Consider the following 24,528-nt stretch of genomic DNA (forward strand, 5'->3'; position numbering starts at 1 on the left):
AACACGGCGCGCGCGCCATGGTGACCCGCAATCAGTCCGGAGGCCGCCATGACCACATATAGCCACCTTTTGTCCCCGCTTGATCTGGGCCATGTGACGCTGAAGAACCGCGTGCTCATGGGCTCCATGCATACCGGGCTGGAGGAAACCAAGGACTGGCCGCGCGTGGCCGAATTCTATGCCGCGCGCGCCCGAGGCGGTGTGGCGCTGATGGTGACGGGCGGCATGGCCCCCAATCGCGAAGGCGGCGTGTTTCCCGGCGCGGCGGGCCTGTTTACCGAGCAGGATATCGCCAATCACCGGGTCATCACCGATGCCGTGCACGAGGCGGGCGGGCTGATCGCGATGCAAGTGCTGCATGCGGGTCGCTATGCCTACGGACCGGAATGCGTCAGCGCCTCGGCGATCAAATCGCCAATCTCGCCATTCCCCCCCAAAGAGTTGGATGAAGACGGCATCGAGAAACAGATCGCCGATATCGTCACGGCCTGTGCCCGCGCCCGCGAGGCCGGATATGATGGTGCCGAAATCATGGGTTCCGAGGGATATTTCATCAATCAGTTTCTGGTGAAGCACACCAACAAGCGGACCGATCGCTGGGGCGGCAGCTATGAGAACCGGATGCGTTTGCCCGTCGAGATTGTCCGGCGCGCGCGCGAGGCCGTCGGCCCGGATTTCATTTTGATCTACCGGCTTTCGATGATCGATCTCGTGCCCGAAGGGTCAACCCACGAAGAAGTCGTACAACTGGCGCAGGCCGTTGAGGCAGCAGGAGCCACGATCATCAACACTGGCATCGGTTGGCACGAGGCCCGCATTCCCACCATCGCGACATCCGTGCCGCGTGCTGCCTTTGCATGGGTCACGAAGAAGCTGATGGGCAAGGTCGGCATTCCCGTTATCACCTCGAACCGGATCAACACACCCGACGTCGCAGAAGAGGTGCTGAGCACGGGTTGCGCCGATATGGTGTCGATGGCGCGACCTTTCCTGGCCGATGCCGATTTCATCGCCAAGGCAGCTGCGGGTCAGGCCAACCTGATCGCGCCATGCATCGCATGTAATCAGGCCTGTCTGGATCATACCTTCTCGGGCAAGATCAGCACGTGCCTGGTAAACCCGCGCGCCTGCTATGAGACAGAACTGGTGGTCAAACCCGCAGAGACGTACAAAACCGTGGCCGTCGTCGGCGCGGGCCCTGCGGGCCTGTCGGCGGCGATCACAGCGGCAGAACGCGGGCATGCGGTCACGCTGTTTGATCGCGATACGCAGATCGGCGGACAGCTGAACATGGCGCGGGTCATTCCCGGCAAGGAAGAGTTTCACGGGCTGGTCGACTGGTTCGCGGCGATGGTGGATACCTCTGGTGTGACGTTGAAACTCGGCACCGAGGTCGGCGCGGATGATCTGAACGGGTTCGACGAGATCATCATCGCCACAGGCGTGATCCCGCGTGATCCGGCCATCCCCGGTCAGGATGGCCCCAATGTCCTGAGCTATATTGACGTGCTGCGCGGCAAGGCCAAAGTTGGTCCGCGCGCGGCGATCATCGGGGCCGGTGGCATCGGATTCGACGTAGCCGAATATCTGACCCAGAAGGGTGAAAGCCCAACCGAGAATCTGCCGGAATGGATGGCGGAATGGGGTATCGCCGACCCGGCCACCGCACGCGGCGGGCTAGCCCCCGAAGGACCACAGCCAGAAGCGGCCGCACGACAGGTCACCTTACTGCAACGCAAGGCAGAGCGGCCCGGAAAACGTCTGGGCAAAACGACGGGATGGATTCATCGCGCCACCCTGAAGATGAAAAATGTCACGATGGTAAGCGGCGTCAACTACGATGCGATCGACGCAAGCGGCCTGCATGTCAGCCACGGCGAGGCGCGCGAAACACCGACCCTGATCGAGGTGGACACGATCGTGATGTGTGCGGGGCAGCTACCTCAACGCGGCCTTGCCGATGCGCTGGAGGCAGCTGGCCAGTCCGTACATGTAATCGGGGGTGCGGACGTGGCCGCCGAACTGGATGCAAAACGGGCGATCAATCAGGGCACGCGGCTGGCTGCAGAGCTTTGACTCTGCGGCAGCGTTGCTGACGAGTATTCTGGGAGCGTTGAAAGCAGAATGCACTTTTGTTCATCTTCTTGCCCTAAATATCCCCGCCGGAGGCATCTGCACTGACTGCAGGCGCGATCACCCGCGATCTCAGACCCCGACATCCGGGCCAAGACACAAAAGCGGCTCGACGCTTTTTTCGACCTCGTACAGTTCCGTATTCTCGGGGTTGTTTTCAAACCGGGCGATCAGGCCATTATTGCCCTGCTGAAAACTCCAGCACTGCGGATCGGGTTGGTTGTCGTAGACAAAACATATCAGCCCGTCCTCTTCGTACCATTCCCCTTCCTGACATTTTCCATCCAGAAACGACCAGCGCACGCGGCGGTCATCTAGGTACTCCTCAGCCCCATATGGCGCACCGACGCTGCCGTAGTAGAATGTCTTGCCCAGCGTGTAGCTATCGAACTCGCTCGCGCTCATCAGATTTTGCGCGGTGCCGGACGTGGCAGCGCAGATCAAAGCGAGACTGAGACACAGGTGACGCATGGGCCAAGTCTGGCAGAGCGCCTCGTCGGTTTCCACATGTTTTCGCAGACCTCGGGCACATTCTGGTCCGGATCACCCCCAACGCGCAGCGCGTTTATCCATGATCCGTCGCCATAGCGGGGGCACCAGCGCGATTGCGGCCATCACCGGCAGCGGGCGCGGGAGAAATGGCATCCTGTCGGGGTTCAACTGAAGGCCCGGATAGGGCCGCGATGGCGTCACATGATGATCCGAGTGGCGTGGGGCATTCAGCGTAACCGCCGACGAGAACCAGTGCGGCGCGTTCCATGAATGCTGCGGGCCGACCGGCTCCAACGAGCCATTGTCGCGCCGTTTACGGCGCAAGCCGTAGTGCTGGACATAATCTGACAGGTAGATTTGCAATTGCGCGTACAGGCTGATGGCCAGATAGGCCAGCACGCCGGGCAGACCAAGACCCGTTCCTGTCAACAACAAGACAGCAACCGCACCGCCGATATAGAGCAAATAAGGGTGCCGCCACATCGGGCGATCAGCACGGGTCAACATCGCAGTTTCGGCAGTGAGCCCGGCGCGGAAGCTGCGCGGCCCAGCGCGCAGGGCAAACCGATAGAACCCCATCCCCAATGGCGCGCTGTTGGGATCGCCATCACTGCCCACATGTACATGATGCACCCGCAAATGCGCGCTGGCATGATGACCGATCAGCAGGCTGGTATACATCAATCGCCCCATCAGGCGCAGCGCGCGCGCCGGTTTGTGGATCAGTTCATGGGCGGCGGGGTGCGATATCTGGCCAAAGACCAGTGCCGCCGCCAATCCGATCAGCACCCGCTCCATGATGCCCAGCCCACTGTGCCCCGCAACGGCCCAGACCGACAGGCCCAGAAGAACAAAATGAACCGCCCCCAAGCTCGCAAGCAATGCTGTGCTGCCGGGAAACTCGGCCTCTGGATCGGCGTTGACTGTCTCGCGCGCCATCAGTCGGTCCAGAAAAGCCACCAACACTGTCATGTAGATCAGACCCAGCGCCGCCACAGCACCACCATGAATCACGCCCAGCGCGATCAACACAGCGGGCATCAGTGTCGCAATGGCGAACAGCAGCATATTGGTTGGCTCCTTCTGGCGCGATCAATGGCGCGAATATAGGACACACCTGCAGAAATTCTAACGCCAGAGTATGAACAATCTGACCACGATCCCAACGCTTCTGACGCGGTGAGGGTCGCTTTTAGCATCGCCAGCGCGGTGCCGGATAGATAAAATTGCTGCGAACACATGCATGAGGACCCGATATGGCATTGGATGAGCGCAAAGGCGTCTGGAAATCCGGCAAGGGCAAGGGCCGCCACACCCCGAAAGGGCGGCAGCTGGAGGATGGACCGTGGGCAGAAGTAAAGGCGCTATTGGGTGATACACCCCGCCGCCATGACCTGCTGATCGAATATCTGCATCTTATCCAAGACGAATACGGCCATCTGTCTGCTGCGCATCTGCGCGCGCTGGCCGAGGAAATGCGTCTCTCCATGGCCGAAATCTATGAGGTTGCCACGTTCTATGCTCATTTCGACGTGGTCAAGGAAGGCGAGACACCACCGCCCGCGCTAACGATCCGGGTGTGCGATTCGCTATCATGCGAGATGGCCGGCGCGCAGGCGCTTAAATCCGCACTGGAGGACGGGCTTGACCCGTCCGAAGTGCGCGTGTTGCGCGCACCGTGCATGGGCCGCTGCGACACGGCGCCGGTTCTGGAGATCGGGCATAACCACATCGACCACGCTACGCCGGAGAAAGTGCACGCTGCCATCGCCGCGAACGATACACACGCGCACCTGCCAGAGTACGAGACACTGGCCGCCTACCGTGCGGAGGGTGGCTATGCCAAGCTGAGCGAGCTGCGCGAGGGCGGTAATTTCGAGGCAGTGCAAGCCGAGCTACTGGATGCCGGTCTGCGAGGACTAGGCGGGGCCGGGTTTCCGTCAGGTAAAAAATGGGGATTTGTACGCGCCGCCCCCGGACCACGATATCTGGCCGTTAATGGCGACGAGGGCGAGCCGGGCACGTTCAAGGACCGCTATTATCTGGAACGTGTGCCGCATCTTTTCCTTGAGGGTATGCTGATCGCCGCATGGGCGGTCGAGGCTGACACCTGTTTCATCTACATGCGCGATGAATATCCTGCCGTACTGGGCATTCTGGCCACCGAGATCGCCGCACTTGAGGCGGCCGGTATCGTGCAACCCGGATATATCGAACTGCGGCGCGGGGCCGGGGCCTATATCTGTGGCGAAGAGAGCGCGATGATCGAAAGCATCGAGGGAAAGCGCGGAATGCCGCGCCACCGTCCGCCATTCGTCGCGCAGGTCGGCATTTTTGATCGCCCGACGCTGGTGAACAATGTCGAAACGCTGCACTGGGTTACGCGTATTCTGCGCGAAGGTGGCGCAATTCTGTCTGCGATTGAGAAGAATGGGCGCAAAGGGTTGCGGTCCTATTCGGTGTCGGGTCGCGTGGCTAATCCCGGCGTACACCTGTTGCCCGCCGGATCAACCATCACTGATATTATCGAGGCCAGCGGCGGGATGTTGGATGGCCACACGTTCAAGGCGTATCAGCCGGGCGGGCCATCGTCCGGGCTGCTGCCAGCATCAATGGATGATATCCCGCTGGATTTCGACACGTTGCAACCGCATGGCACATTTATCGGTTCTGCCGCTGTGGTGGTTCTGTCGGATCAGGATTCGGCACGCGCTGCCGCGCTCAACATGTTGCGGTTTTTCGAGGATGAAAGCTGTGGTCAGTGTACGCCATGCCGGGTCGGCTGTGAAAAGGCGGTCAAACTGATGCAGGCTGACCGCTGGGATCAGCCCCTGCTGGAGGAATTGTGTGCCGCAATGGGCGATGCGTCGATCTGTGGTTTGGGTCAGGCGGCACCAAACCCCATCCGGTCAGCGATCAAGTATTTCCCTGACGAGGTCTGATACGCAGCCTCAATGGCCTCGCGCTGGGTAGACGGTGAAAATTTGGGCAGCGCGCTGATTGTCGGCATCTTCTGTCCGCTGCCCGGATATTTCTCTGGCAAATGCTGCGTTGCAGCACTATCTGGGTAATGGGAGGATTAGACTGCGGCATACCTCGTTCCTGCCGCAACGGAGTCTCGTCCGATGCAGTGCGAAACCATTATTTCCAACACAACCATCCGTCGTCTCGGACAGAGTGATCTGCCCGACATCATTGATCACTTCCTGCGACTCGATCCAGAAACCAGACGGTTGCGGTTCGGTGTCGCGCTAAAGGACTGTGCGCTACGGCGATATGCCGAACGGGTGGTCGGAATGGATGCCGTTGTTTACGGGGCTTTCGCTGGTGACACCTTGCGCGGCGTTGCTGAACTGCGAGGATTTCTTGGGCATTGGCCCCCAACCGCCGAAGCGGCGCTGTCGGTCGAACGTGAATGGCAGAACGCGGGTATCGGTGATGCGCTCTTCAGCCGTTTGCTTGCTGCCGCGCAAAACCGGTCTATCCGAACACTGCACATGGTTTGTCTACGCGAAAACGCCCGCATGCAGCATCTGGCTCGCAAACACCGCGCGGTGTTGCAATTCAGCTATGGCGATGTCGAGGCCACGCTGGGTACGCCTTGGCCGACATTGCTGTCGCTGACCGAAGAGATCCTTGGCGAGACGCGTCGTTTCGCGCGGTCCGTGTTGCATTTACCCTCCTGAACAGCTCTGCTGCTGTGCCGTTCGGACACAACCAAGACACCTACCCCTTTTCAATCCCTGCACGTCCGCTTAGGTCATAAAGGACCCAATCACGAGGACGCGGCATGGCGTTTTTCAAGAAACTCAAAGATCGGCTGTTTAAATCGTCGTCCAAGATCGAGGACGGGCTGGATGCCATCATCGAGGATGGCGGCACGCAGGACGCATCCGACCCCCCGGCTGAGATCGATCCCAAAGCCGAAGCCCTCGCAACAACGCTGGAGGGCGTCACAGCAAGTGAAGCACAGCAAGCGGTCGATCACTTGATCGCCTCTGGGGCAGCGACCGAAGTGCCAGCAGATGATACTGCGAAACCGGAACCGGAGGAGCAACCCACCCCGGAACCGGACACTGTTCCTGTCCCCAAGCCTGCCACCGTGCCAGAGCCAAAACCTGACACTGTTCCCACGCCGAAACCAGCGACTGTCCCCGCCCCCGAACCCGAAAGGGTGCCTGACCCGAAACCGGACACCATCCCGGTGCCAAAGCCGACCACGCCCCCCGGTCCGCGACCAGCGCCTGCACCACCGGTCGAGGTGCCTGAACCTCCGCAAGAGGTTCCGCCCGCTACCCCGACTGAGGCGCCCGTTCCGTCTGGTGACCCAGCGCCAGCGCCCACACCAGTGGAGATCCCGCTCGACACCCTGCCCAAGGCAGAGGCACCGACCAAAACCGGCCTGCTTGGGCGTCTGCTAGGGCGCGGTGATGGCAAGGGCGTCACGCGGCGCGCGCTGGACGACGACATGCTGGAACAGCTCGAAGAGCTGCTCATCACGGCGGACATGGGTGTGGATACCGCCCTGCGCGTCACCGCGAACCTTGCCGAGGGACGCATGGGCAAACGGCTGTCCACACAAGAGATCAAGGAATTGCTGGCGCAGGAAATTGCCCGCATCATGGAGCCGGTCGCGCGCCCCTTGCCGTTGTATTCCAAAACGCCGCAGGTCGTGCTGGTGGTTGGTGTTAACGGGTCGGGCAAGACAACGACAATCGGCAAGCTGGCCAGCCAGTTCCGCGCGGCGGGCAAGAAAGTGGTGATCGCCGCAGGCGATACGTTCCGCGCCGCTGCGGTCGAACAATTGCAGGTTTGGGGGGATCGCGCAGGTGTGCCCGTTCTGACCGCGCCCGAAGGGTCCGACCCCGCCAGTCTGGCGTTCGATGCGATGGGACAGGCGCAGGCTGATGGAGCCGATTTGCTGATGATTGACACTGCCGGGCGATTGCAGAACCGCGCCGATCTGATGGAAGAACTATCCAAAATTGTGCGTGTCATTCGCAAGAAAGATCCGAGTGCGCCGCACAACACGCTGTTGGTGCTGGATGCCACGACGGGTCAGAACGCGCTAAGTCAGGTGGCCACGTTTCAAAAGCTGGCCGATGTATCCGGTCTGGTGATGACCAAGCTGGACGGGACCGCCAAGGGCGGCGTTTTGGTCGCGTTGGCAGACAAGTTTGGCCTGCCAATCCATGCCATCGGCGTGGGTGAGCAGATTGATGATCTGGCGCCATTCGATCCCGAGGATTTCGCTGCTGCGTTAACCGGGATAGAACGGTAATCAGTTGTCATCATGTGTGCCCATCCAACGCTCTGCCTGCCGTAAAACCATAAGCACGACCAGCACGATCCCCGTCGCCATGGCCGCCAGAGGCATCTGCCCTGATCCACAGGCCAGACCGATCCCCCCGGCCAACCACATCGACGCACCCGTAGTGGTGTTGCGGACCTTGTTGCCCGAGGTAAAGATGATCCCCGCAGCGAGGAAAGCGACCCCAGCCGTTACCGCCTCGATCAGACGCAGCGGATCGACCCGAAGGGCGTCGCTCGCCCCAAACGGCATACTGGCCAATTGCTGGCTAACGATGATGAACAGGCACGCAGCCATCGAGATCAACATATGCGTGCGCAAACCGGCGGGCTTGCCACGATGCTCGCGCTCTATCCCAATCATTCCGCCGAGGAAAACAGCCGCGATCAGGCGCGTCGCTGCAATCAGCGGTGTGACTGCTGCAAAGCCGCCAGATAATTCATCAATGATCGAATTCAATTCAGGCCCCTGTTCAACGACCGCGCCAACACCGCCATCCGGAACACAACGCGCACAGTCGGTCCGCGGTTCCCGGCGAGGGTCAGCAAGTGAGTGAATGGCTGATATCACTGGAGGGTACAGAGGCCGGGCATCAGCTTGCGCTCTATCTGGCGCTCTTGGCGGCGTTGCTTCACGCGATCTTTGGCGCGTTGCAAAAAGGACGGCACGATCCTTGGCTGACGCGGGGTGCTGTCGACATCTCTTATGCGGTTATGGCAGCGCCGTTTGCATTTTTTGTCGTTCCCTTTCCCGAACCGCATATGTGGGGGATTTTTGCCGTCGCGTGGGCGATCCACACGGTTTACAAAATCCTTCAGGCACAGGCCTATACCAAGGGTGCCTATACGGTCGTCTATCCTGTGGTGCGCGGGACCGGGCCGCTCTTTGCCGTTATCGGGGCTTATCTGATTTTCGGCGAGGTGTTCACGGCGGTGCAATGGATGGGTGTCGCCGTCCTGCTGGCGGGAATATTCGGTCTGGCGGTCTATAACCTAATCTTTCTGGTGGCCGCGCGCGACACTTTGCATGTGGCACTGGGTTTGGCGGTACTTACCGGGCTTCTGGTCGCGCTCTATACGACCTATGACGCCTACGGGATCCGGGCCACGGCGAACCCGTTCACCTTTCTGGCGTGGTTCTTCTTTTTCGACGGGCTGGTGATCCCCATATATGCCTATCGACGCTGGCGCAGGATGGATACACCCCCCGCACCGGGGCCGCTGATGTTGCGCGGGGTGATCGGTGGTGTGGTCGCGTTCATGTCGTTCGGGTCGATCATGCTGGCGACACGGTTGGACAAGGTCGGAGAGGCCGCAGTGTTGCGAGAAACGTCGACTGTCTTTGCCGCGCTGATTGGCTGGCTGGTCCTGAAAGAAACCGTAGGACCACGGCGCATTGCGTTGATGACCTTGATTGCGCTTGGCGCGGTAATTGTTGAAATGGGCGGGTAAGCCCCAAAGGAAGAGAGCGAAATGGCAGGTAAAGAAATCAATGGCGGAATGAAATCCGCACTGGAATTCGGCCCGATCCTGGGGTTCTTCCTGGCATACCTGTGGCTCAAAGACCGCGTTTTTGACATCGGAGGCACTGAATATGCAGGCTTTGTCGTGGTTACTGCCGGGTTCATTCCCGTCTTCTTGTTGTCCATCGCATTACTGTGGAAGCTAACCGGCCATATATCGAAGATGCAGATCGTGACGGCAGTGCTGATCGTGGTCTTTGGTGGGCTCAGCGTTTGGTTCAACGACCCGACATTCTTTAAGATGAAACCGACCATCATTTATCTGCTGTTCGGCGGTACGCTTGGTCTGGGGTTGATGCGTGGACAGTCCTACCTGCAATCGTTGATGGAAGGCCTGATGCCCCTGACGGACGAAGGCTGGATGATCCTGACCCGGCGGTTGATGATCTTCTTTCTCGGGCTGGCCGTGCTGAATGAGGCGATCTGGCGCACTCAGTCAGAAGAAACATGGGTCTATTTCAAGACATTCGGCCTGACAGCGGCGATTTTCGTGTTCTTCATCACCCAAGGGAAGGTTTTCAAAGATCACGGTCTTGATGAGGATGACGACACCGCGCCCCGCGCCTGAGCGGGGCTGCGCCATCAGTCACGCCGGAACAGCACCGAATGTGAGGCCTTGTCGTCACGCAAGTCGCCGCGCAGATCGGCATGCAAGGCGCGACCAGTCTTGACCCCTCTGCGTGCCCCGACCGTGTCCAGCCAGCGCGCCAGATGTGGCTTATCCTCTAGGGTCTGTTGCTGACCTTCCCACAGAGATGCCCAAGGCCAGATCGCCATGTCCGCGATGGAATAGAAACCGCCAGCGACGAATTCGTTCTGGCCCAGTTGCGTATTCAATACCCGGTAGAGCCGCGCGGTTTCCGAGCGGTAACGATCCTTGGCGTATGGCAGGTCCTGCGGCGGATCCATTGCCGGGGCGTATTTAAGGAAATGATGCGCCTGCCCCGCCATCGGCCCCAACCCACCCATCTGCCACATCAACCACTGATCAACCGCAATCCGCTCTGCTTCGGTCTGACCGCAGAACTGGCCAGTCTTGCGCGCCAGATATTGCAGGATCGCGCCACTTTCGAACAGGCTGATGGGCGCACCATCCGGGCCATCCGGATCGGTGATCGCGGGCATCTTGTTGTTGGGTGATATGGCCAGAAACGCGGGGTCGAACTGCGCACCTTCTGTGATGTTTATCAGGTGGGTGGTGTAGGGCAGGCCCATCTCTTCCAACGCAATGGATATTTTCCAGCCGTTTGGTGTGGGCCAGAAGTATAGGTCAATCGGACGGGTCATAGGGGCGCACTCCTGAACGGTTTCAACCGTCAGGATGATGCTTTTCGTCCCATTGGCAAGGGCATTTCCGGCATCTCCCACCGGCGCAATCGCGCCCAGCGAGGCTCTGCCTCGTCAGGCGCCAAGCCCTTTAGCCGGATCAACGGCCACACATGGGGTTCGCGCAGAATGGCGCGGTAGAAGTCGAACACGCCGGGTTGGAGATAGGTCGACCAATGACAGATGCGTGCCCGAGCTGCCCCAATGGGAATCCCCGCCCGGCGTAACGCAACACGCGTTTGCAGATTATCCAGTTGCAGGTTCAGTGTGTTTGCGCCCGGCGGCAGGCCGAAACCCAGCGCGCGGTCGCCTTGTCGGGGTGCTCTGATCAACCGTTCCAGCAAGAAATCGAACAGATCGTTTTCGCGACTGGTGATGCTAATGAATTCCGTTTTGCGTCCGGCATCGCTGTTCAGCGCACGGTCAGCTTCGATGCTGAATTCGGCCGCTGACAGCAGAATCACTCGCTGAACCGCTGTCGGCGGCAGGCCCGGTGTCCCTAGTGCCCGTAACACGACCCGCGCGCCCAGTGAATGGGCCAACACATGTACAGGGCGATTCGGGTCGATACGATGAATTGCCTGCAGCAGGTCAGCCAACGCGCGCCCAGCAAGGGCGGCTTGGCTGTACGCTTGCCAGATTGTTCCACGCGCCGACCAGCCGAACGCTATCCCCAGCCCCTCATCCTTGGCACCCTGCCCGATGCCCAGCGCACGGGGCCAGCTGATTGCCTTGCGGCACTGCACGCGGGGATCAAGTGACAGAATATGCCGGTGTGGACAGCAAGTGGGATGATCGGGCTGGAACTTGAATCCATGTATCATAATCATGACCGGGCCGGGCTGTCGCAAAGCATTGCACAATACGGGTACCAGAGGCCAGGATGTGCCGCCCAGACAGGGGCCCTGCGGTGTGGCATTTACCTGAATCAGCGGCATCGCGTTTCTCACACTACATCTGTTGTCCTGGGCGTGATGGAATGATGCGACATGTAAATGAAGCTGTGGTTACACCTGCGTGACAGTGCCCTTTGGTCACAGATTTATTGACGCACCGAGAGGTGGGCGCTAAAGGTGACCTCGTGGCGATTTGTTACCGGATTGCGGGCCACGTTAAATATTCTGCTAAAAGGTCAGGAACGGGGACCCCCTGATGCTTGACCGGCACGGGGGTTTTTTTGTGGACGACAGTCCCGGAGGTCGAAATGGAAAAAGAATGGAACACACGCACCAAATTGGTGCATGGCGGCACCCAACGCAGCCAATGGGGCGAGGTGAGCGAAGCGATCTTTCTCACTCAGGGGTTTGTCTATGACACCGCAGAGGCGGCCGAGGCGAGGTTCATCGAGACCGGACCGGATGAGTATATCTATGCCCGCTACGGCAATCCGACCGTGGCAATGTTCGAAAAACGCATTGCCGCGCTAGAGGGCGCAGAAGATGCCTTTGCCACTGCATCAGGTATGGCCGCAGTCAGCGGCGCGCTGATCTCGATGCTACGCGCAGGCGATCATGTGGTTGCGGCGCGGGCGCTCTTTGGGTCGTGCCTCTATGTGCTTGATGAAATTCTGACGCGGTTCGGTGTCGAGGTCACATTTGTCGACGGCACCGATACTGAACAGTGGCGCGCCGCAATTCGCGAAGGCACGACGGCCGTATTTTTTGAAACTGTTGCCAATCCTACTCTCGAAGTCATCGACATTCGAACGGTGTCCGAGTTGGCCCATGCGGTCGGTGCGACGGTGGTGGTGGATAATGTTTTTGCCACGCCGGTGTTTTCTCGTGCGATAGAGCAGGGCGCGGATGTCGTCATCTATTCCGCGACCAAGCATATCGACGGTCAGGGTCGCGCGCTGGGCGGTGTGATTCTCGGCACTCGTGATTTCATTCGCAAGACGCTAGAGCCGTACATGAAGCATACCGGCGGTTCGATGTCACCATTCACCGCCTGGGTGATGCTAAAGGGGTTGGAGACGATTGATCTGCGCGTGCGTGCTCAGGCGGCATCGGCACTGGCCATGGCCGACGCGTTGCAAGGACATGCCAAGCTGAGCCGCGTGATCTATCCCGGCCATGCCACCCACCCCCAAGCGGCATTGGTACGCGAACAGATGGGCAAGGGTGGTACAGTTGTCTCGCTAGAGATCGCAGGTGGTCAGACCGGGGCATTCCGGTTTCTGAACGCGCTCAATATCGTGCTGATCTCGAACAATCTGGGTGATGCGAAATCCATCATCACCCATCCCGCGACGACCACGCATCAAAGACTGAGCGAAGAACAGCGTGCGGCATTGGGAATTTCGCCCGGCCTCGTACGGTTTTCACTGGGGATCGAGGACGCGGATGATCTGATCGCGGATGTGATGCAGGCGCTCGACGCCGTGTGACACCTGTTCCGGCTGCGACAGCTTAGGTCGTATTTGACGAGGCAATGGTCGCTACCCTATCACAGGGTCAGAGGCAGGCGCTGCTTTGCCTCCGCCGGAAAGGCCTGCCATGAATGAAAGACCTCAATCTATGTCCGCGCCGAATGATGCGCGTTTCGCCGCTATCGCGGATTTCGTGCTGTCACCTACCCTAGTCGTGCCAGAGGACGCGCTGCACCATTGCGCGACTTTGCTGATCGACACGCTGGGTGTCGCGGCAGGCGCTGTGCCGTTGGAGGCCGGGCGCATCGCCCGTGATTTCGCGGTCGATTTCCATGCCGCCAGCCGTGACGAATATGCCGCGACGATGCTGTTCGACGGACGACGGGTCAGTATTCCCGGCGCGGGTTGGGCATTGGCGACGCAGATCGACAATCTGGATGGTCACGACGGATACAACCCGACCAAGGGGCATATCGGTTGTGCCGTGGTGCCTGCGCTGCTGGCCTTTGCCGAACATGCGCCCGGTCTGACCGGGCGTGACGCGCTGACCGCGCTGGCCATGTCCTATGAAGTGGCTGCGCGTGCGGGCATCGCGCTGCATGCAAGCGTCTCGGACTATCATACCTCGGGCGCATGGAATGCGTTGGGGGTGGCCGCATTGGGGTGCCGTCTGTCGGGCGATCGCCCAGAGGTATTGCGACAGGCGCTGGGCATCGCAGAATATCATGGCCCACGCAGCCAGATGATGCGCGAAATCGACAATCCCACGATGTTGCATGATGGATCGGGTATGGGGGCATTGGTCGGATCAACGGCCACGCTGATGGCGCGGCGCGGCTTTACCGGCGCGCCTGCGATTACCGTCGAGGCGCCGGAGGCAGCGCAACACTGGGCCGATCTGGGCGAGGCATGGACGGTGGGCCTGAACTATATCAAACCTTATCCGGTCTGCCGTTGGGCGCATGCCGCCATGGATGCACTGAACCACCTGATCAAGACCGAGGGCGTCACCGCCGAGAACATGCAATCTGTCACCGTGCGAACCTTTGCTGAATCTGCGCGGCTGTTCGACGGTGTGCCCAGATCCACGTCACAGGCGCAATATGGTCTGCGGTTCAATCTGGCCGCGCTGATGGTGCACGGGCGCGTCGGGGCCGAACATATCTCGGGTGCGGGGTTGAGCGACCCTGATGTGATCGCGCTGATGCCGCGTATATCGGTGGTCGAAGACCCACGCCATTCCGACCGCTTTCCTCTCGGGCGTTGGTCTGATCTTGATGTCACGCTCAAGGATGGGCGCGTTATCCAATCCGGCGATGTGCATGCGCGTGGCGGACCAGAGGCATGGATGGAAGATGCCGAAGTTGAGGCGAAATTTCACAGTATGGCGGGCACACTCGATTCGTCGCGCCGCCATGCGATCTGGGCGATGCGAGACCGTCTGCTGGAGCCAGACGTACCGTTTTGCGACCTGACAAACCTGTTACATTCTGCACCGGAAAACCTATGACCGACACACCCCGCATCCTGATCCACAACAGCACCACCGCCACGATGGCAAAACGTCTGGCTGAGGCGGCGCCGGATACCACGGTTGCCACTTGCGAGAGCTACGAAGCGCTTCCCGCCATGATTTCGGACTTCCGACCCGACATCGTCTACGGCATTTGCTTTGCCGGGCGTCAGGGCTTCCCCCGAGAGGCCGTGACCGGACCGGGCGGACCAAAATGGATCGCCGTTGGCGGGTCTGGCGTCGATCATTTGCGCAGTTGGGATACGAACCGCGTGACGGTCACGAACTCATCTGGTGTCGCCTCGGCGATGATGGCGGAATATGTGTTTGGCACGATTTTGCACTTCACCCTGGACATCCCCGGCCTTGCCGCCGATCAGGCCGCATGCCGATGGGATGGCAGCCGCCTGATGCAGCCTTTAGCCGTCAAGACGATGCTGATTGTCGGTTTGGGCCATACCGGGCAGGCAGTAGCAGCCCGCGCCAAAGCGTTTGGTATGCATGTCATCGGCACCCGCGCACGTCCCACGGACATGGAAAATGTCGACGAGGTCCATCCGAGCGATGCCTTGCTGGATCTGATGCCGCGTGCGGACTTTGTGATTGTCTGTGTTCCTTTGCTACCGGCAACGCGTGGCCTGATCGGCGCGCAAACCTTTGCCGCGATGAAACCCAGTGCGATTCTGGTCGATGTTTCGCGCGGCGGGGTGGTAGACGGCGATGCGTTGGTCAACGCGATCCGTGGTGGCGCCATTGCTGCGGCCGCGCTTGATGTATTCGAGCCGGAACCGTTGCCCGCTGACCATCCAATCTGGGGATTGGACAATGTGATCGTGTCACCGCATTGTTCGGCTGTCTATGAGGGCTGGAACGAGGCGTCGTTCGAGCTCTTCCTGAAAAATCTGGAACGTTGGCGCAAAGGCGAGACATTGCACAATATGGTCAGCCCAGAGCGCGGATATTAGTACACATACATTTGGCAAAGGAGCCAGCATGACGGATCGGTTCACGGGGGTCATTACCCCGCTTCTCACACCCTACAACGACGATTTCAGCATCGCCTATGATCTGTATCTCGCCCACGCGGCGGAATGTCTGGCCAAAGGCGCGCACTACCTGTCGCCCTTTGGTACCACCAGCGAAGCCCTGAGCCACGGTGTGAGCGAGCGCATGCACGTACTGGAGCGATTGGTAGAAAGCGGTACTGCGCAGGCCGATCAACTGATGCCCGGCACCGGGCTGTGCAATCTGGAAGAAACCGTTGCGCTGAGCCGTCACGCCGTTGATCTGGGTTGCAAGGCGGTTATGACGCTGCCGCCATTCTTTTTCGTCGCCGCACCGGATGAAGGAATGTATCGGTATTTCAGCACGCTGATCGAAAAGGTCGGCAATGACGCGCTGAAAATTTGCCTGTACAATATCCCGCAGAATACTGGCATCGGCATCTCTCCTGCGCTTTCGGCTCGATTGAATAAGGCGTTCCCCGAAGTTGTGGTCGCCTACAAGGACAGCTCTGGCAACTGGGACAACACGCTTGGCGTGATCGAATCCGCGCCGGGCATCTCTGTCTTTCCCGGCTCCGAAAGCGTGATGTTGCGGGCCATGGCAGTCGGCGGTGGCGGTTGTATTTCGGCCAGTTGCAATTCAAACATGGCGGGCATTCGGGCGCTTTACGACCTCGTCCGCGCCGGTGACGAGGCCGGAGCGGCCTCTTTGGCCCCAAAAATCGATGCCCACCGCGCCGCGGTGCAAGCAGGCGGGTTGATCCCCGGCCTAAAATCGCTGAAGGCACAGCAAACTGGTGATGCACGCTGGCTGAACCTGCGGCCTCCACTCCTGCCTGCTGACCCCAGCGCAGCAAAACCGCTGGCCGAAACGATCGCCGTGCTCTGACTCTGCCTTTGACGCGGCCTAAAATTGCCGGATTTGTCGCGTAACCCTTGCGCGTATGAAACATCGCCGCGTTAAACTAACCCTCGCGGATGGGCCATTCCGGCCCATCTCTGCTGTGGCTCAAATGCAGGTCAACGTGATCGACACGCTCACCGCATTTGACCGGCTAGAGCGTGATTGGCGCGCACTAGAGGTGCTTGACCCTGAAGGCACGGTGTTTCTGTCATGGGCATGGCTGCGGCAGGCATTCGCGGCAAACCCGGATCGTTGGCGTGTGCTGGGTGTGAAAGCCAGCGGCAATTACGTCGGTTTTTTCCCACTGAAGTACCGCGTGCACTGGAGCAGGGCCAACAACGAGTTACACTCGGAAATCGAAGCCGGCGGGCGACTGTTATGGAGCGAATACACCGGATTCCTTTGTGACCCGGCGCATGAAGCCCAGACGATTGCGTTGATCGCACATACACTGCAAGGCATGCCGTGGTCGCGGCTTTCTCTGCGCTATGAGGCATCAATGAGGCGTGCGCGGCGCTTTGCCGATGCGTTCGGCACTGATCTGTTTGATGTCCAGTGGCCGGAATATCGCATCAATCGCGGTGAGACGGATAACCTGCTATGTCCGCAGGTATCCTTGCCGCAGGAATTCGAAACCTACATGCAGGAATCGCTGAGCAGAAACACCCGTCAGAAGCTGCGGCGCCTCATGCGCAATCACCTCGACACGGGCGAGGTAGAGATCACCAACGCCGGGTCGGACGATTTTGAAGACGCGCTGCACCACCTGCTGGAGTTCTGGGTCAGCAAATGGGTGCCGTCAAAGGGGGCTGCAACCGCACAAAAAGTGGCGGCCAATTACGCCCAGATCCTCCGGGCTGCGCAGTCGCTCGGGTTGCTTTACATGCCGATATTGTGGCGGGGTGAAACTCCGCTCGGAGTGTTGGGGCATATTCTGGACCCCCAGATGCGCCGGGTGCATTTTATCGTGGCAGGGCGTAGCGAAGATGCCGATGCGCCGTATGTCGGTCATCTGCTTCACGCCCATTCGATCCGTTGGGCGATCGAGAATGGCTACGAGATCTACGATTTCTGTCATGGCAACGAGGCATACAAATACAGCTTTGGCGCGACAGACAATCGAGTGAATTACCTGACGATCCGACCCCGCGACACAGCTGCACTGGATCAATCATTCGATCCTATTTGCAACGCCGAAGCATTACGGCGAGCCCTGCAATATGTCGAAGCCGGACAGAACGGACGCGCAAGGACAATCTGTGCCCGCCTCGCCGATCTGCTGGGTTAAGTTATCTGGCCGTCTGTATGTTTGACAGGGTCGGTGCCACTGCCAATCGCTTTACTGGCACGGGCGGGCATCGCGGGTGGCTTTGACGGGGCACGCGACCGCGATGCAGGCGCTGCTGTTTTACTTTTGGATTCGGGTTGTTGCGTGCCTGCTTTGGGTGCCGTTCTGACATCCGCGTTCGTCGCCGCCGGCTGAGGTTTTGAAATCTCACGCAACGGTGCGTCAGCTTTGGCTTTTGGTGTCGAGGCGGAGGTTTCCACCGGCCTCACGATTTGTTTGCGCAGATTCGCGGGTGCTGCAAACGGATTTGATGTGATCGCGGCGGTCGCCAGCACATGCGCCATACGTAACTGGCTCTCGACCATGTAACTCGTCATTCGAAGGCTGGCGACGGACATCTGCGCGGCTGTGTGCATGGGTATCATCGGGCTTTCCTCATTCGCTGTGCTTGTTGATGGTTTAACGCATCTCCGTAACAAGTATCCGACAGAACCTATGCCCGGCCAGACAATCGCCACTTTGCAGGCGCGAGGGGCAGCAATACGCCCAACATTCGGGCGCAGTGATCGGTTTCTGATCAACTCAGGGCGGCGTCAGCCCACATGAAAAAGCGTGGTGAACAGCTTTGGGTCAATGCTCTGGGCGGCAAACGTGCCGCCCTCAGTCAGGATGCTGACGGCGTCATGGCTGTGCAGACTTTCCTGATGGCTGGCAACGACACGAAAATCACCAATGCGCGCATCGCTCAGCAGTCGTTCGCAAAACAGGCGGGCCGCGTCCTCGACAAAGATCGGGTTCGCGGCGTTCAGTTCTGCAAAGGCCTGCTCGTCCTCGCGTTTTACCATTACTTGCGTTTCGGTCGGCACCGCGGCACGGGCGTGTTCGATCAGATCCTCGAACCACAGGCAGTCCTTGCAGGCCATTTCGACCGATATACGTGCGACAGATCGCTGCGAATGCGGTGTGGCCAGTTGCCCGCGCATCTGGCGGGCATGTTCGCTCAGTTCCAGCGAGCAGGGGCAGGTAGAGGAATAAACATAGTCAAGATGCATGAATTTGCGCCGCACGCCGTCCTTTTCGACCAGCTCGAGGGCAAAATCATAGTATTGAAAGCCCTCAAGCCCCGAACGCAGCGACGTCACCTTCATCGGATAGGAAAATCGCATCTGGATACGCGCATCCAGACTGCCCAGATCGCTGATGTAGTCGTCCAGTGCCGCTTCGATCACCTCAAAGCTAAAGGTTTTCTCGGCGTGTTTGTAGAAGCTGCGCATGATCCGGGACATGTTGATGCCCTTCTTGCCGGCCTCAAGGCTGACCGTACCAGTCACTGAGGTTTCAAGCGACAGATCACCCCCATGGCGCGTGTGAAAGCGGATTGGCAGCCGGAAATTGGATATGCCGACATGCTGAAGATGCTGTCTGGCCCCCCGGATTAACGACGTTGGCCCGTTCTGAAGGTCCGGCAAGGTAGCACGATAGGTATCGTCTGCTGTGAACCCTTCGGGATAGTCTCGTGACAAGACAGGGTAATTCATCACAGCGCCAGCAGGCAGCAACCTTGCAATCGCGGGGTCGAGATCAGCCACCTCTTCGGGGCTTGCGCTCGCCGCCCAACGGCGCAGCAGCCTAAGAGCATCTTCCGCTTCTTCGCGCTCTGGCGTCGTGTGCAAATCAGAATTGAGGTGGTTCATACCCGTTCTTTCCCAGAGGGTTTGCCAGCTTCCTACATAGTCGGTTATGGCGAAAATTGCCATGTTCGCCTTGGGCCGGGTCGAAATACCCAATTCAGATCACACCAGCCCTCGGTGCAGACCACTCACTTTTAGCTGAGCAGCCTCTTCTTACAAACGGTATGATAGATCACACAGAACGCGACAGGATGTATAACGACACTGGATGCGTCGAAAGCGGAAAAGCATTGGAAAATATCCGTGTGAACGCGGCACATCCGCGCTCAGATCAGCTGAATTGCGGGCCAAACGCACCCGCCAAACTGCAAACGCCCGCCGGATCAGGGCGGGCGCTGGCATTCATTGAGGTAGGCGTGATCAGCCGTAAACCGATTCCTTGCCGAAGTGTTTGGTCAGCATGTAGTAAATCACCGCACGATACTTGTTACGCTCCGAACGACCATATGTCTCAATCACCTGATTGATTGCGTCCATCAACGCAGGACTATCGGCGAGGCCCAACTTCTTGACCAGAAAGTTGTCTTTGACGGTTTCTAGCTCATGAGCCTGACCACCAGCCACTGTTGAAGCATCGGCATTGTAAATCGCCGGACCGCATCCGATTGTTACTTTGGTCAGCAGGTCCATATCCGGCTGCATCCCGCATTTGTTGCGCAGGTCGTCAGCATACTTGGCAATCAGATCGTCACGCTTTCCCATTAGTCCATTCTCCCTCAAGGCGGCTAAACCCGCAAATAATAGTCCATAGCCCTCGTGGCTTGTCCCAAAGGTTACTGATTTGACGAGGTTTCACAAAGAGAAAAACCCCGGGAATTTCCCCTGTGAGCAGAAGCGGCGGATTTGACAATACCGGCGGCTTTTCCCTAGGGTTCGAGTGTATTGTAAACATAGAGATTTCTTGAATGACCTCCAGCGTTCTCACTCGTCGTTTCGTCACATGGATCCTTATTCTGACTGGCGGTGGGCTTGCCGGAACCAGCCACGCGGCAGAGGTAAATTCATATGATGACCCGGCAATGTCATGCTACCTGCGCCTCGACGGACCACTCGAGACCGGCGATGCGGCAGCGTTAGGCAATTTGCTGGAGCATTTCGCCAGCAATACCGACCGGCGCGATTATCCCTCTTCTCCGCGTATTTGTCTGAACAGTGAGGGTGGCGAGTATGCGGCGGCCATTGAAATCATCGAACAGCTTGGGGGGCAGTTTTCCACAGCCGTTGCTGCCAACGACACTTGCGCCGGTCCTTGTGCGCTGGTGTTCATGGCGGGTCGCGAGGGCGCGGGCGGCACATTGGACAGCAATCACGGGGGGCGGATCGTACATCCAAAGGGCACTCTGCGCTTTGGCGAGGCTCACACACCCCAACTCAACATCGGACAGGTCAGGCGGCTGCTGGAATTGCAAACATCGCTCGACCTGCATGGCGATGTGATCGCCGCAATGATCGAAGACACGCCGGTGCCCCGTACCCTTTACACGGTGGGCGAGGCTGCGCTGTGGCAAATCCGGATCGGCCCGTCGGTAATGCCGGACCGGCTAAGCCCGCTGGCCGTGCTCAATGCGTGCACTAATTCCAGCACGCCGCTGATTGATAGGCTACGATTTGCAGATGAGGATTTCCACACTCCCGATTGGCCCGAGCGGCAAACGCCGAAACTAAGCACCAGTGGCTCGGGGACTCAGTACGGTGAGCTTGCGATCAAGCTAAACCGTCTGAACTCTGAATGCGATGTTAGCTTTGGTGGCGCAAACAGCCTCCCCACCGGACCAATCGGCACGGCCCGTTTCGCCCTCGGAGGCGGGGATGGAGACGAACTGTATCGCCCGCTCTATGGCGCGATGATGTTCACGTCTTCCACCCCATTGCGCACACTGGCGCGCAAGTCCGATGTAACACCACAAAAGATATCAGTCGCCGCGTTGAGTGCGCCGGACAGATCAGATGATAACGGGCTGTGCGGTGTCGTCTCAAATGGCGCGTTGACGACGCATTTCCGCTGCGCCCGCACCATTTCTGTCGCGCCGGATGATGCGCTAAATTCCATGACCCGCACGACATTCGACAACGGCAACGGCGTTTTGATCACAGCGACCGCGACCGGTGAATATGGCCGTAGCTGGCCGCAGGATATGGAGCCGGAATATACATTCGAAAGGGCAAACGCCGAGTACTGGCGCGATGGAATGCCCGATGAGGGGGAAGATGGGAACGATCCGGGGGCTGACACAGCCTGCCGCATCGTGACGGACGGGCAAAGCCAATGGTGTCCGACCAGCTTCTGGCGGCACATGGGCACCGGCGACATGTTTCTGTTCATTGCCGATAAAGACGTCGAAGCAGGACTGGAATACGCCGGGTGGGATTGACCAGCGCCGGGGCATCGAACCCTGCCCCCGGAACCGGGAACAGGGTCTTTTGTCTTAGTAGCGGTAATGCTCGGGCTTGAATGGCCCGTTCTGGGGCACGCCGATATAATCAGCCTGCTCTTTGCTCATTTCGGTCAGCTTGACGCCGATACGATCCAGATGCAGCCGGGCAACCTTTTCGTCCAGATGCTTGGGTAGGATATAGACGCCGGGCTGATAGTCATCGCCGTTCTTCCACAGCTCAATCTGGGCCAGAACTTGGTTTGTGAACGATGCAGACATCACAAACGACGGATGACCCGTGGCATTGCCGAGATTCAGCAAACGACCTTCGGACAGCAGGATCAAACGATTGCCCGAAGGCATTTCGATCATGTCTACCTGTTCCTTGATGTTGGTCCATTTGTGGTTTTTCAGGCTGGCCACCTGAATTTCGTTGTCGAAATGGCCAATGTTGCCGACGATGGCCATATCCTTCATCTCGCGCATGTGCTCGATGCGGATCACGTCCTTGTTGCCAGTGGTGGTGATAAAGATGTCTGCGCTTGACAGCACATCCTCGAGCAGCACCACCTCGAACCCGTCCATCGCCGCCTGAAGCGCACAGATCGGATCGACTTCGGTGACTTTCACGCGGGCACCAGCACCACGAAGCGACGCAGCAGACCCTTTGCCCACATCGCCGTAGCCCATGACGACGGCAACCTTGCCCGCCATCATCGTATCAGTGGCACGGCGAATACCGTCAACCAGCGACTCCTTGCAGCCGTATTTATTATCGAACTTCGACTTGGTCACGGAATCGTTCACGTTGATCGCAGGGAACGGCAGTTGGCCCTTCTTGTGCAGATCATAAAGACGGTGAACGCCAGTGGTGGTTTCTTCCGACACGCCTTGGATCGCATCGCGGGTCTTGGTGAACCAGCCGGGAGTTTCGGCCATGCGCTTTTTGATCTGAGCGAAAATCGCTTCTTCTTCTTCGGATGTGGGCGTTTCAATCAGGCCTGTCTCGCCGGCCTCAACACGCGCGCCCAGTAGGACATAGAGGGTCGCATCGCCGCCGTCGTCGAGGATCATGTTCGCGCCTTCAGGGAACATGAAAGACTTGTCGAGGTAATCCCAATGCTCGACCAACGTCTGACCCTTGACCGCAAAGACCGGCGTTCCGCCTTCGGCGATGGCGGCAGCCGCATGGTCCTGAGTCGAGAAGATATTGCACGATGCCCAGCGCACATCGGCACCCAACGCGTTCAGCGTCTCGATCAGCACTGCTGTCTGGATGGTCATGTGCAGGCTGCCAACGATGCGCGCGCCCTTGAGCGGTTTGCTCTCACCGAATTCCTCGCGCAGGGACATCAGCCCCGGCATTTCGGTTTCGGCGATATCCAGCTCCTTACGACCATATGCTGCAAGCGCAATGTCCTTGACGACGTAATCTTTTGCCATGTGGCAACTCCTTGAATGTCGGTTTGCAGCGCAAATAGCACTCGGACAGCGTTTCGGCAATGCAGGGATGTTTCTACCTCTTTATCCGGACGTTGGTCCGCGCACACCGCGTCCCTGATACCTATCGAAACCAAGTTGTGTTTCAACTTGTTCTAGAAACAGATTAGGCAGGGAAAACTGTTCTTAACCAACTCAGGCCCTTCCATGCCCAATGATCGCAATCTGCGCTATTCCGACCCGCTGGCACGCCTGCAATTCACCTTACTGATGGTCCTGTTTCGGTTGGTAAAACTAATGGGCTGGCGTGCTGGATACGGTGTATTTGCGCGGGGTCTGGGCCGACTTTTTGGCGCGCGGCGGGCCGTTTGGTTAACTGTTCCGGGCGGTGCCCCCTACAAGATTTATCTGAATGATGGTTACTGGACGCGCTTCGGCCTCTTTCATACCCATTACGAACCCGAAGTCGCGGTGATCATGCACGCCGCGCGCGGGCATACACCGCTCTTTTGTGATCTGGGTGCCAATGGTGGATATTGGACTGTGCGCGCCGCCGGACATTTCGATGCCGTGATCGCGGTCGAAGCGTCAGCACAGACCTTTGACCGATTAAAGGAGAACGCAGGCAAACTGCCGGGCGTTACCCTGCACCACGCGGCCATCGACGACCGCTCCGGCCGGACACTGACCTTTCTCAATACGCACAACAGCCACGCCTCCGCCCGCTTGTTGCGCGATGACAAACCCAGCGCTGCGGACCGGACCGAAAGCGTTAAAACACTGACTATCGACGATCTGGTGCCACCCGGCACCCCAGCACTGATCAAGCTGGACGTCGAAGGCGCAGAAATCGCCGCACTGACCGGCGCTGCGCGTGCCATCGCCGATGGTGCCGTTCTGATCTACGAGGATCACGGCGGCGATATATCCTGCGCGCCCAGCGCGAATTTGCTGTCCAATCCTGACATGCGCCTATTTGCACTGGAAGACGGGTTCACCGAGGTTAAGGATTTGGATCAAATCCGCGCCATCAAGTCCGACCGGTACAAGGGCTATAATTTTGTCGCGGCACATCACGCCTCTTCGCTTTTGGCGGCACTTCGGCAGGCTTTGCAATCGCATGAACGCACCGATACGACAGGCCCGACCCTGTAGGAGACA

The 24,528-nt window shown here is 59.0% G+C and carries 22 protein-coding genes and 1 riboswitch; of the genes, 13 read left to right on the forward strand and 9 right to left on the reverse strand.

What is annotated here, in order from left to right:
- The first annotated feature begins 48 nt into the window (after positions 1-48).
- Positions 49-2,076 (forward strand): NADPH-dependent 2,4-dienoyl-CoA reductase, encoded by a 2,028-nt coding sequence (locus tag N7U68_RS11930; protein WP_263046941.1) that lies wholly within the window; start codon positions 49-51, stop codon positions 2,074-2,076.
- Between the two features lie 129 nt (positions 2,077-2,205).
- Here the strand turns inward: N7U68_RS11930 and N7U68_RS11935 are convergent, their stop codons facing one another.
- Together N7U68_RS11935 and N7U68_RS11940 are read right to left on the reverse strand one after the other, a co-directional pair.
- A complete protein-coding gene (locus tag N7U68_RS11935) occupies positions 2,206-2,604 on the reverse strand; it encodes a hypothetical protein (RefSeq protein ID WP_263046942.1) in 399 nt (132 codons plus the stop codon).
- Between the two features lie 72 nt (positions 2,605-2,676).
- Positions 2,677-3,693: an alkane 1-monooxygenase gene (locus N7U68_RS11940; RefSeq protein ID WP_263046943.1), complete on the reverse strand. Its 1,017-nt coding sequence runs from the start codon at positions 3,691-3,693 to the stop codon at positions 2,677-2,679.
- 188 nt (positions 3,694-3,881) lie between these two features.
- On the opposite strand from N7U68_RS11940, the gene N7U68_RS11945 reads away from it, so the two are divergent.
- From N7U68_RS11945 to ftsY, 3 genes are all read left to right on the forward strand, one after another.
- Positions 3,882-5,567, forward strand: coding sequence for an NAD(P)H-dependent oxidoreductase subunit E (locus N7U68_RS11945; protein WP_263046944.1), 1,686 nt, complete (start codon positions 3,882-3,884; stop codon positions 5,565-5,567).
- Between the two features lie 183 nt (positions 5,568-5,750).
- Complete coding sequence (locus N7U68_RS11950; protein ID WP_263046945.1) at positions 5,751-6,311, forward strand: GNAT family N-acetyltransferase; 561 nt, start codon at positions 5,751-5,753, stop codon at positions 6,309-6,311.
- Positions 6,312-6,415: 104 nt separating this feature from the next.
- Positions 6,416-7,906, forward strand: coding sequence for a signal recognition particle-docking protein FtsY (gene ftsY, locus N7U68_RS11955; protein ID WP_263046946.1), 1,491 nt, complete (start codon positions 6,416-6,418; stop codon positions 7,904-7,906).
- Here the strand turns inward: ftsY and N7U68_RS11960 are convergent, their stop codons facing one another.
- On the reverse strand, positions 7,907-8,395 hold the full coding sequence (locus tag N7U68_RS11960) for an MgtC/SapB family protein (RefSeq protein ID WP_165195251.1): 489 nt from the start codon (positions 8,393-8,395) through the stop codon (positions 7,907-7,909). It lies immediately after the preceding gene.
- An 89-nt stretch (positions 8,396-8,484) separates the two neighbouring features.
- On the opposite strand from N7U68_RS11960, the gene N7U68_RS11965 reads away from it, so the two are divergent.
- Positions 8,485-9,387: an EamA family transporter gene (locus N7U68_RS11965; protein WP_165195249.1), complete on the forward strand. Its 903-nt coding sequence runs from the start codon at positions 8,485-8,487 to the stop codon at positions 9,385-9,387.
- 21 nt (positions 9,388-9,408) lie between these two features.
- A complete protein-coding gene (locus tag N7U68_RS11970; protein WP_263046947.1) occupies positions 9,409-10,026 on the forward strand; it encodes an inner membrane-spanning protein YciB in 618 nt (205 codons plus the stop codon).
- Between the two features lie 14 nt (positions 10,027-10,040).
- Here the strand turns inward: N7U68_RS11970 and N7U68_RS11975 are convergent, their stop codons facing one another.
- Together N7U68_RS11975 and N7U68_RS11980 are read right to left on the reverse strand one after the other, a co-directional pair.
- A complete protein-coding gene (locus N7U68_RS11975; protein ID WP_165195245.1) occupies positions 10,041-10,745 on the reverse strand; it encodes a glutathione S-transferase N-terminal domain-containing protein in 705 nt (234 codons plus the stop codon).
- 29 nt (positions 10,746-10,774) lie between these two features.
- On the reverse strand, positions 10,775-11,722 hold the full coding sequence (locus N7U68_RS11980) for an alpha/beta hydrolase (RefSeq protein ID WP_263046948.1): 948 nt from the start codon (positions 11,720-11,722) through the stop codon (positions 10,775-10,777).
- A 133-nt stretch (positions 11,723-11,855) separates the two neighbouring features.
- A riboswitch (SAM riboswitch) is annotated at positions 11,856-11,932 on the forward strand.
- Between the two features lie 56 nt (positions 11,933-11,988).
- On the opposite strand from N7U68_RS11980, the gene metZ reads away from it, so the two are divergent.
- The 5 genes from metZ (at position 11,989) to N7U68_RS12005 (ending at position 17,861) form a co-directional block, all read left to right on the forward strand.
- The gene (metZ, locus tag N7U68_RS11985; protein WP_263046949.1) at positions 11,989-13,170 is read left to right on the forward strand and encodes an O-succinylhomoserine sulfhydrylase; all 1,182 of its coding nucleotides are present in this window, start codon (positions 11,989-11,991) and stop codon (positions 13,168-13,170) included.
- Positions 13,171-13,300: 130 nt separating this feature from the next.
- Entirely contained in the window at positions 13,301-14,662 is a 1,362-nt protein-coding gene (locus N7U68_RS11990) for an MmgE/PrpD family protein (RefSeq protein ID WP_263046950.1), read from the forward strand.
- A complete protein-coding gene (locus N7U68_RS11995; RefSeq protein WP_263046951.1) occupies positions 14,659-15,630 on the forward strand; it encodes a D-2-hydroxyacid dehydrogenase in 972 nt (323 codons plus the stop codon). The genes N7U68_RS11990 and N7U68_RS11995 overlap by 4 nt, the downstream gene beginning before the upstream one ends.
- A 28-nt stretch (positions 15,631-15,658) precedes the next feature.
- Entirely contained in the window at positions 15,659-16,558 is a 900-nt protein-coding gene (locus N7U68_RS12000) for a dihydrodipicolinate synthase family protein (RefSeq protein ID WP_263046952.1), read from the forward strand.
- 136 nt (positions 16,559-16,694) lie between these two features.
- Positions 16,695-17,861, forward strand: coding sequence for a GNAT family N-acetyltransferase (locus N7U68_RS12005; RefSeq protein WP_263046953.1), 1,167 nt, complete (start codon positions 16,695-16,697; stop codon positions 17,859-17,861).
- Here N7U68_RS12005 and N7U68_RS12010 read toward each other — a convergent pair.
- The 3 genes from N7U68_RS12010 to N7U68_RS12020 all read right to left on the reverse strand — a co-directional run bounded on the left by N7U68_RS12010 (position 17,858) and on the right by N7U68_RS12020 (position 20,254).
- The gene (locus N7U68_RS12010; protein WP_263046954.1) at positions 17,858-18,226 is read right to left on the reverse strand and encodes a hypothetical protein; all 369 of its coding nucleotides are present in this window, start codon (positions 18,224-18,226) and stop codon (positions 17,858-17,860) included. The genes N7U68_RS12005 and N7U68_RS12010 overlap by 4 nt on opposite strands.
- Positions 18,227-18,454: 228 nt before the next feature.
- On the reverse strand, positions 18,455-19,555 hold the full coding sequence (folE2, locus tag N7U68_RS12015; RefSeq protein WP_165195231.1) for a GTP cyclohydrolase FolE2: 1,101 nt from the start codon (positions 19,553-19,555) through the stop codon (positions 18,455-18,457).
- Between the two features lie 357 nt (positions 19,556-19,912).
- Positions 19,913-20,254 carry a DUF2853 family protein gene (locus N7U68_RS12020; RefSeq protein WP_263046955.1) on the reverse strand — a complete coding sequence of 114 codons (342 nt, stop codon included), beginning with the start codon at positions 20,252-20,254 and terminating at the stop codon, positions 19,913-19,915.
- Between the two features lie 203 nt (positions 20,255-20,457).
- Here N7U68_RS12020 and N7U68_RS12025 point away from each other — a divergent pair, with 203 nt between their 5' ends.
- Entirely contained in the window at positions 20,458-21,924 is a 1,467-nt protein-coding gene (locus N7U68_RS12025; RefSeq protein ID WP_263046956.1) for a hypothetical protein, read from the forward strand.
- 54 nt (positions 21,925-21,978) lie between these two features.
- Here the strand turns inward: N7U68_RS12025 and ahcY are convergent, their stop codons facing one another.
- Complete coding sequence (ahcY, locus tag N7U68_RS12030; RefSeq protein WP_165195225.1) at positions 21,979-23,370, reverse strand: adenosylhomocysteinase; 1,392 nt, start codon at positions 23,368-23,370, stop codon at positions 21,979-21,981.
- A gap of 204 nt (positions 23,371-23,574) precedes the next feature.
- Here ahcY and N7U68_RS12035 point away from each other — a divergent pair, with 204 nt between their 5' ends.
- Positions 23,575-24,522, forward strand: coding sequence for an FkbM family methyltransferase (locus N7U68_RS12035; RefSeq protein WP_263046957.1), 948 nt, complete (start codon positions 23,575-23,577; stop codon positions 24,520-24,522).
- Positions 24,523-24,528: the final 6 nt, after the last annotated feature.

The organism is Roseovarius pelagicus (assembly GCF_025639885.1).
GTDB lineage: Bacteria > Pseudomonadota > Alphaproteobacteria > Rhodobacterales > Rhodobacteraceae > Roseovarius > Roseovarius pelagicus.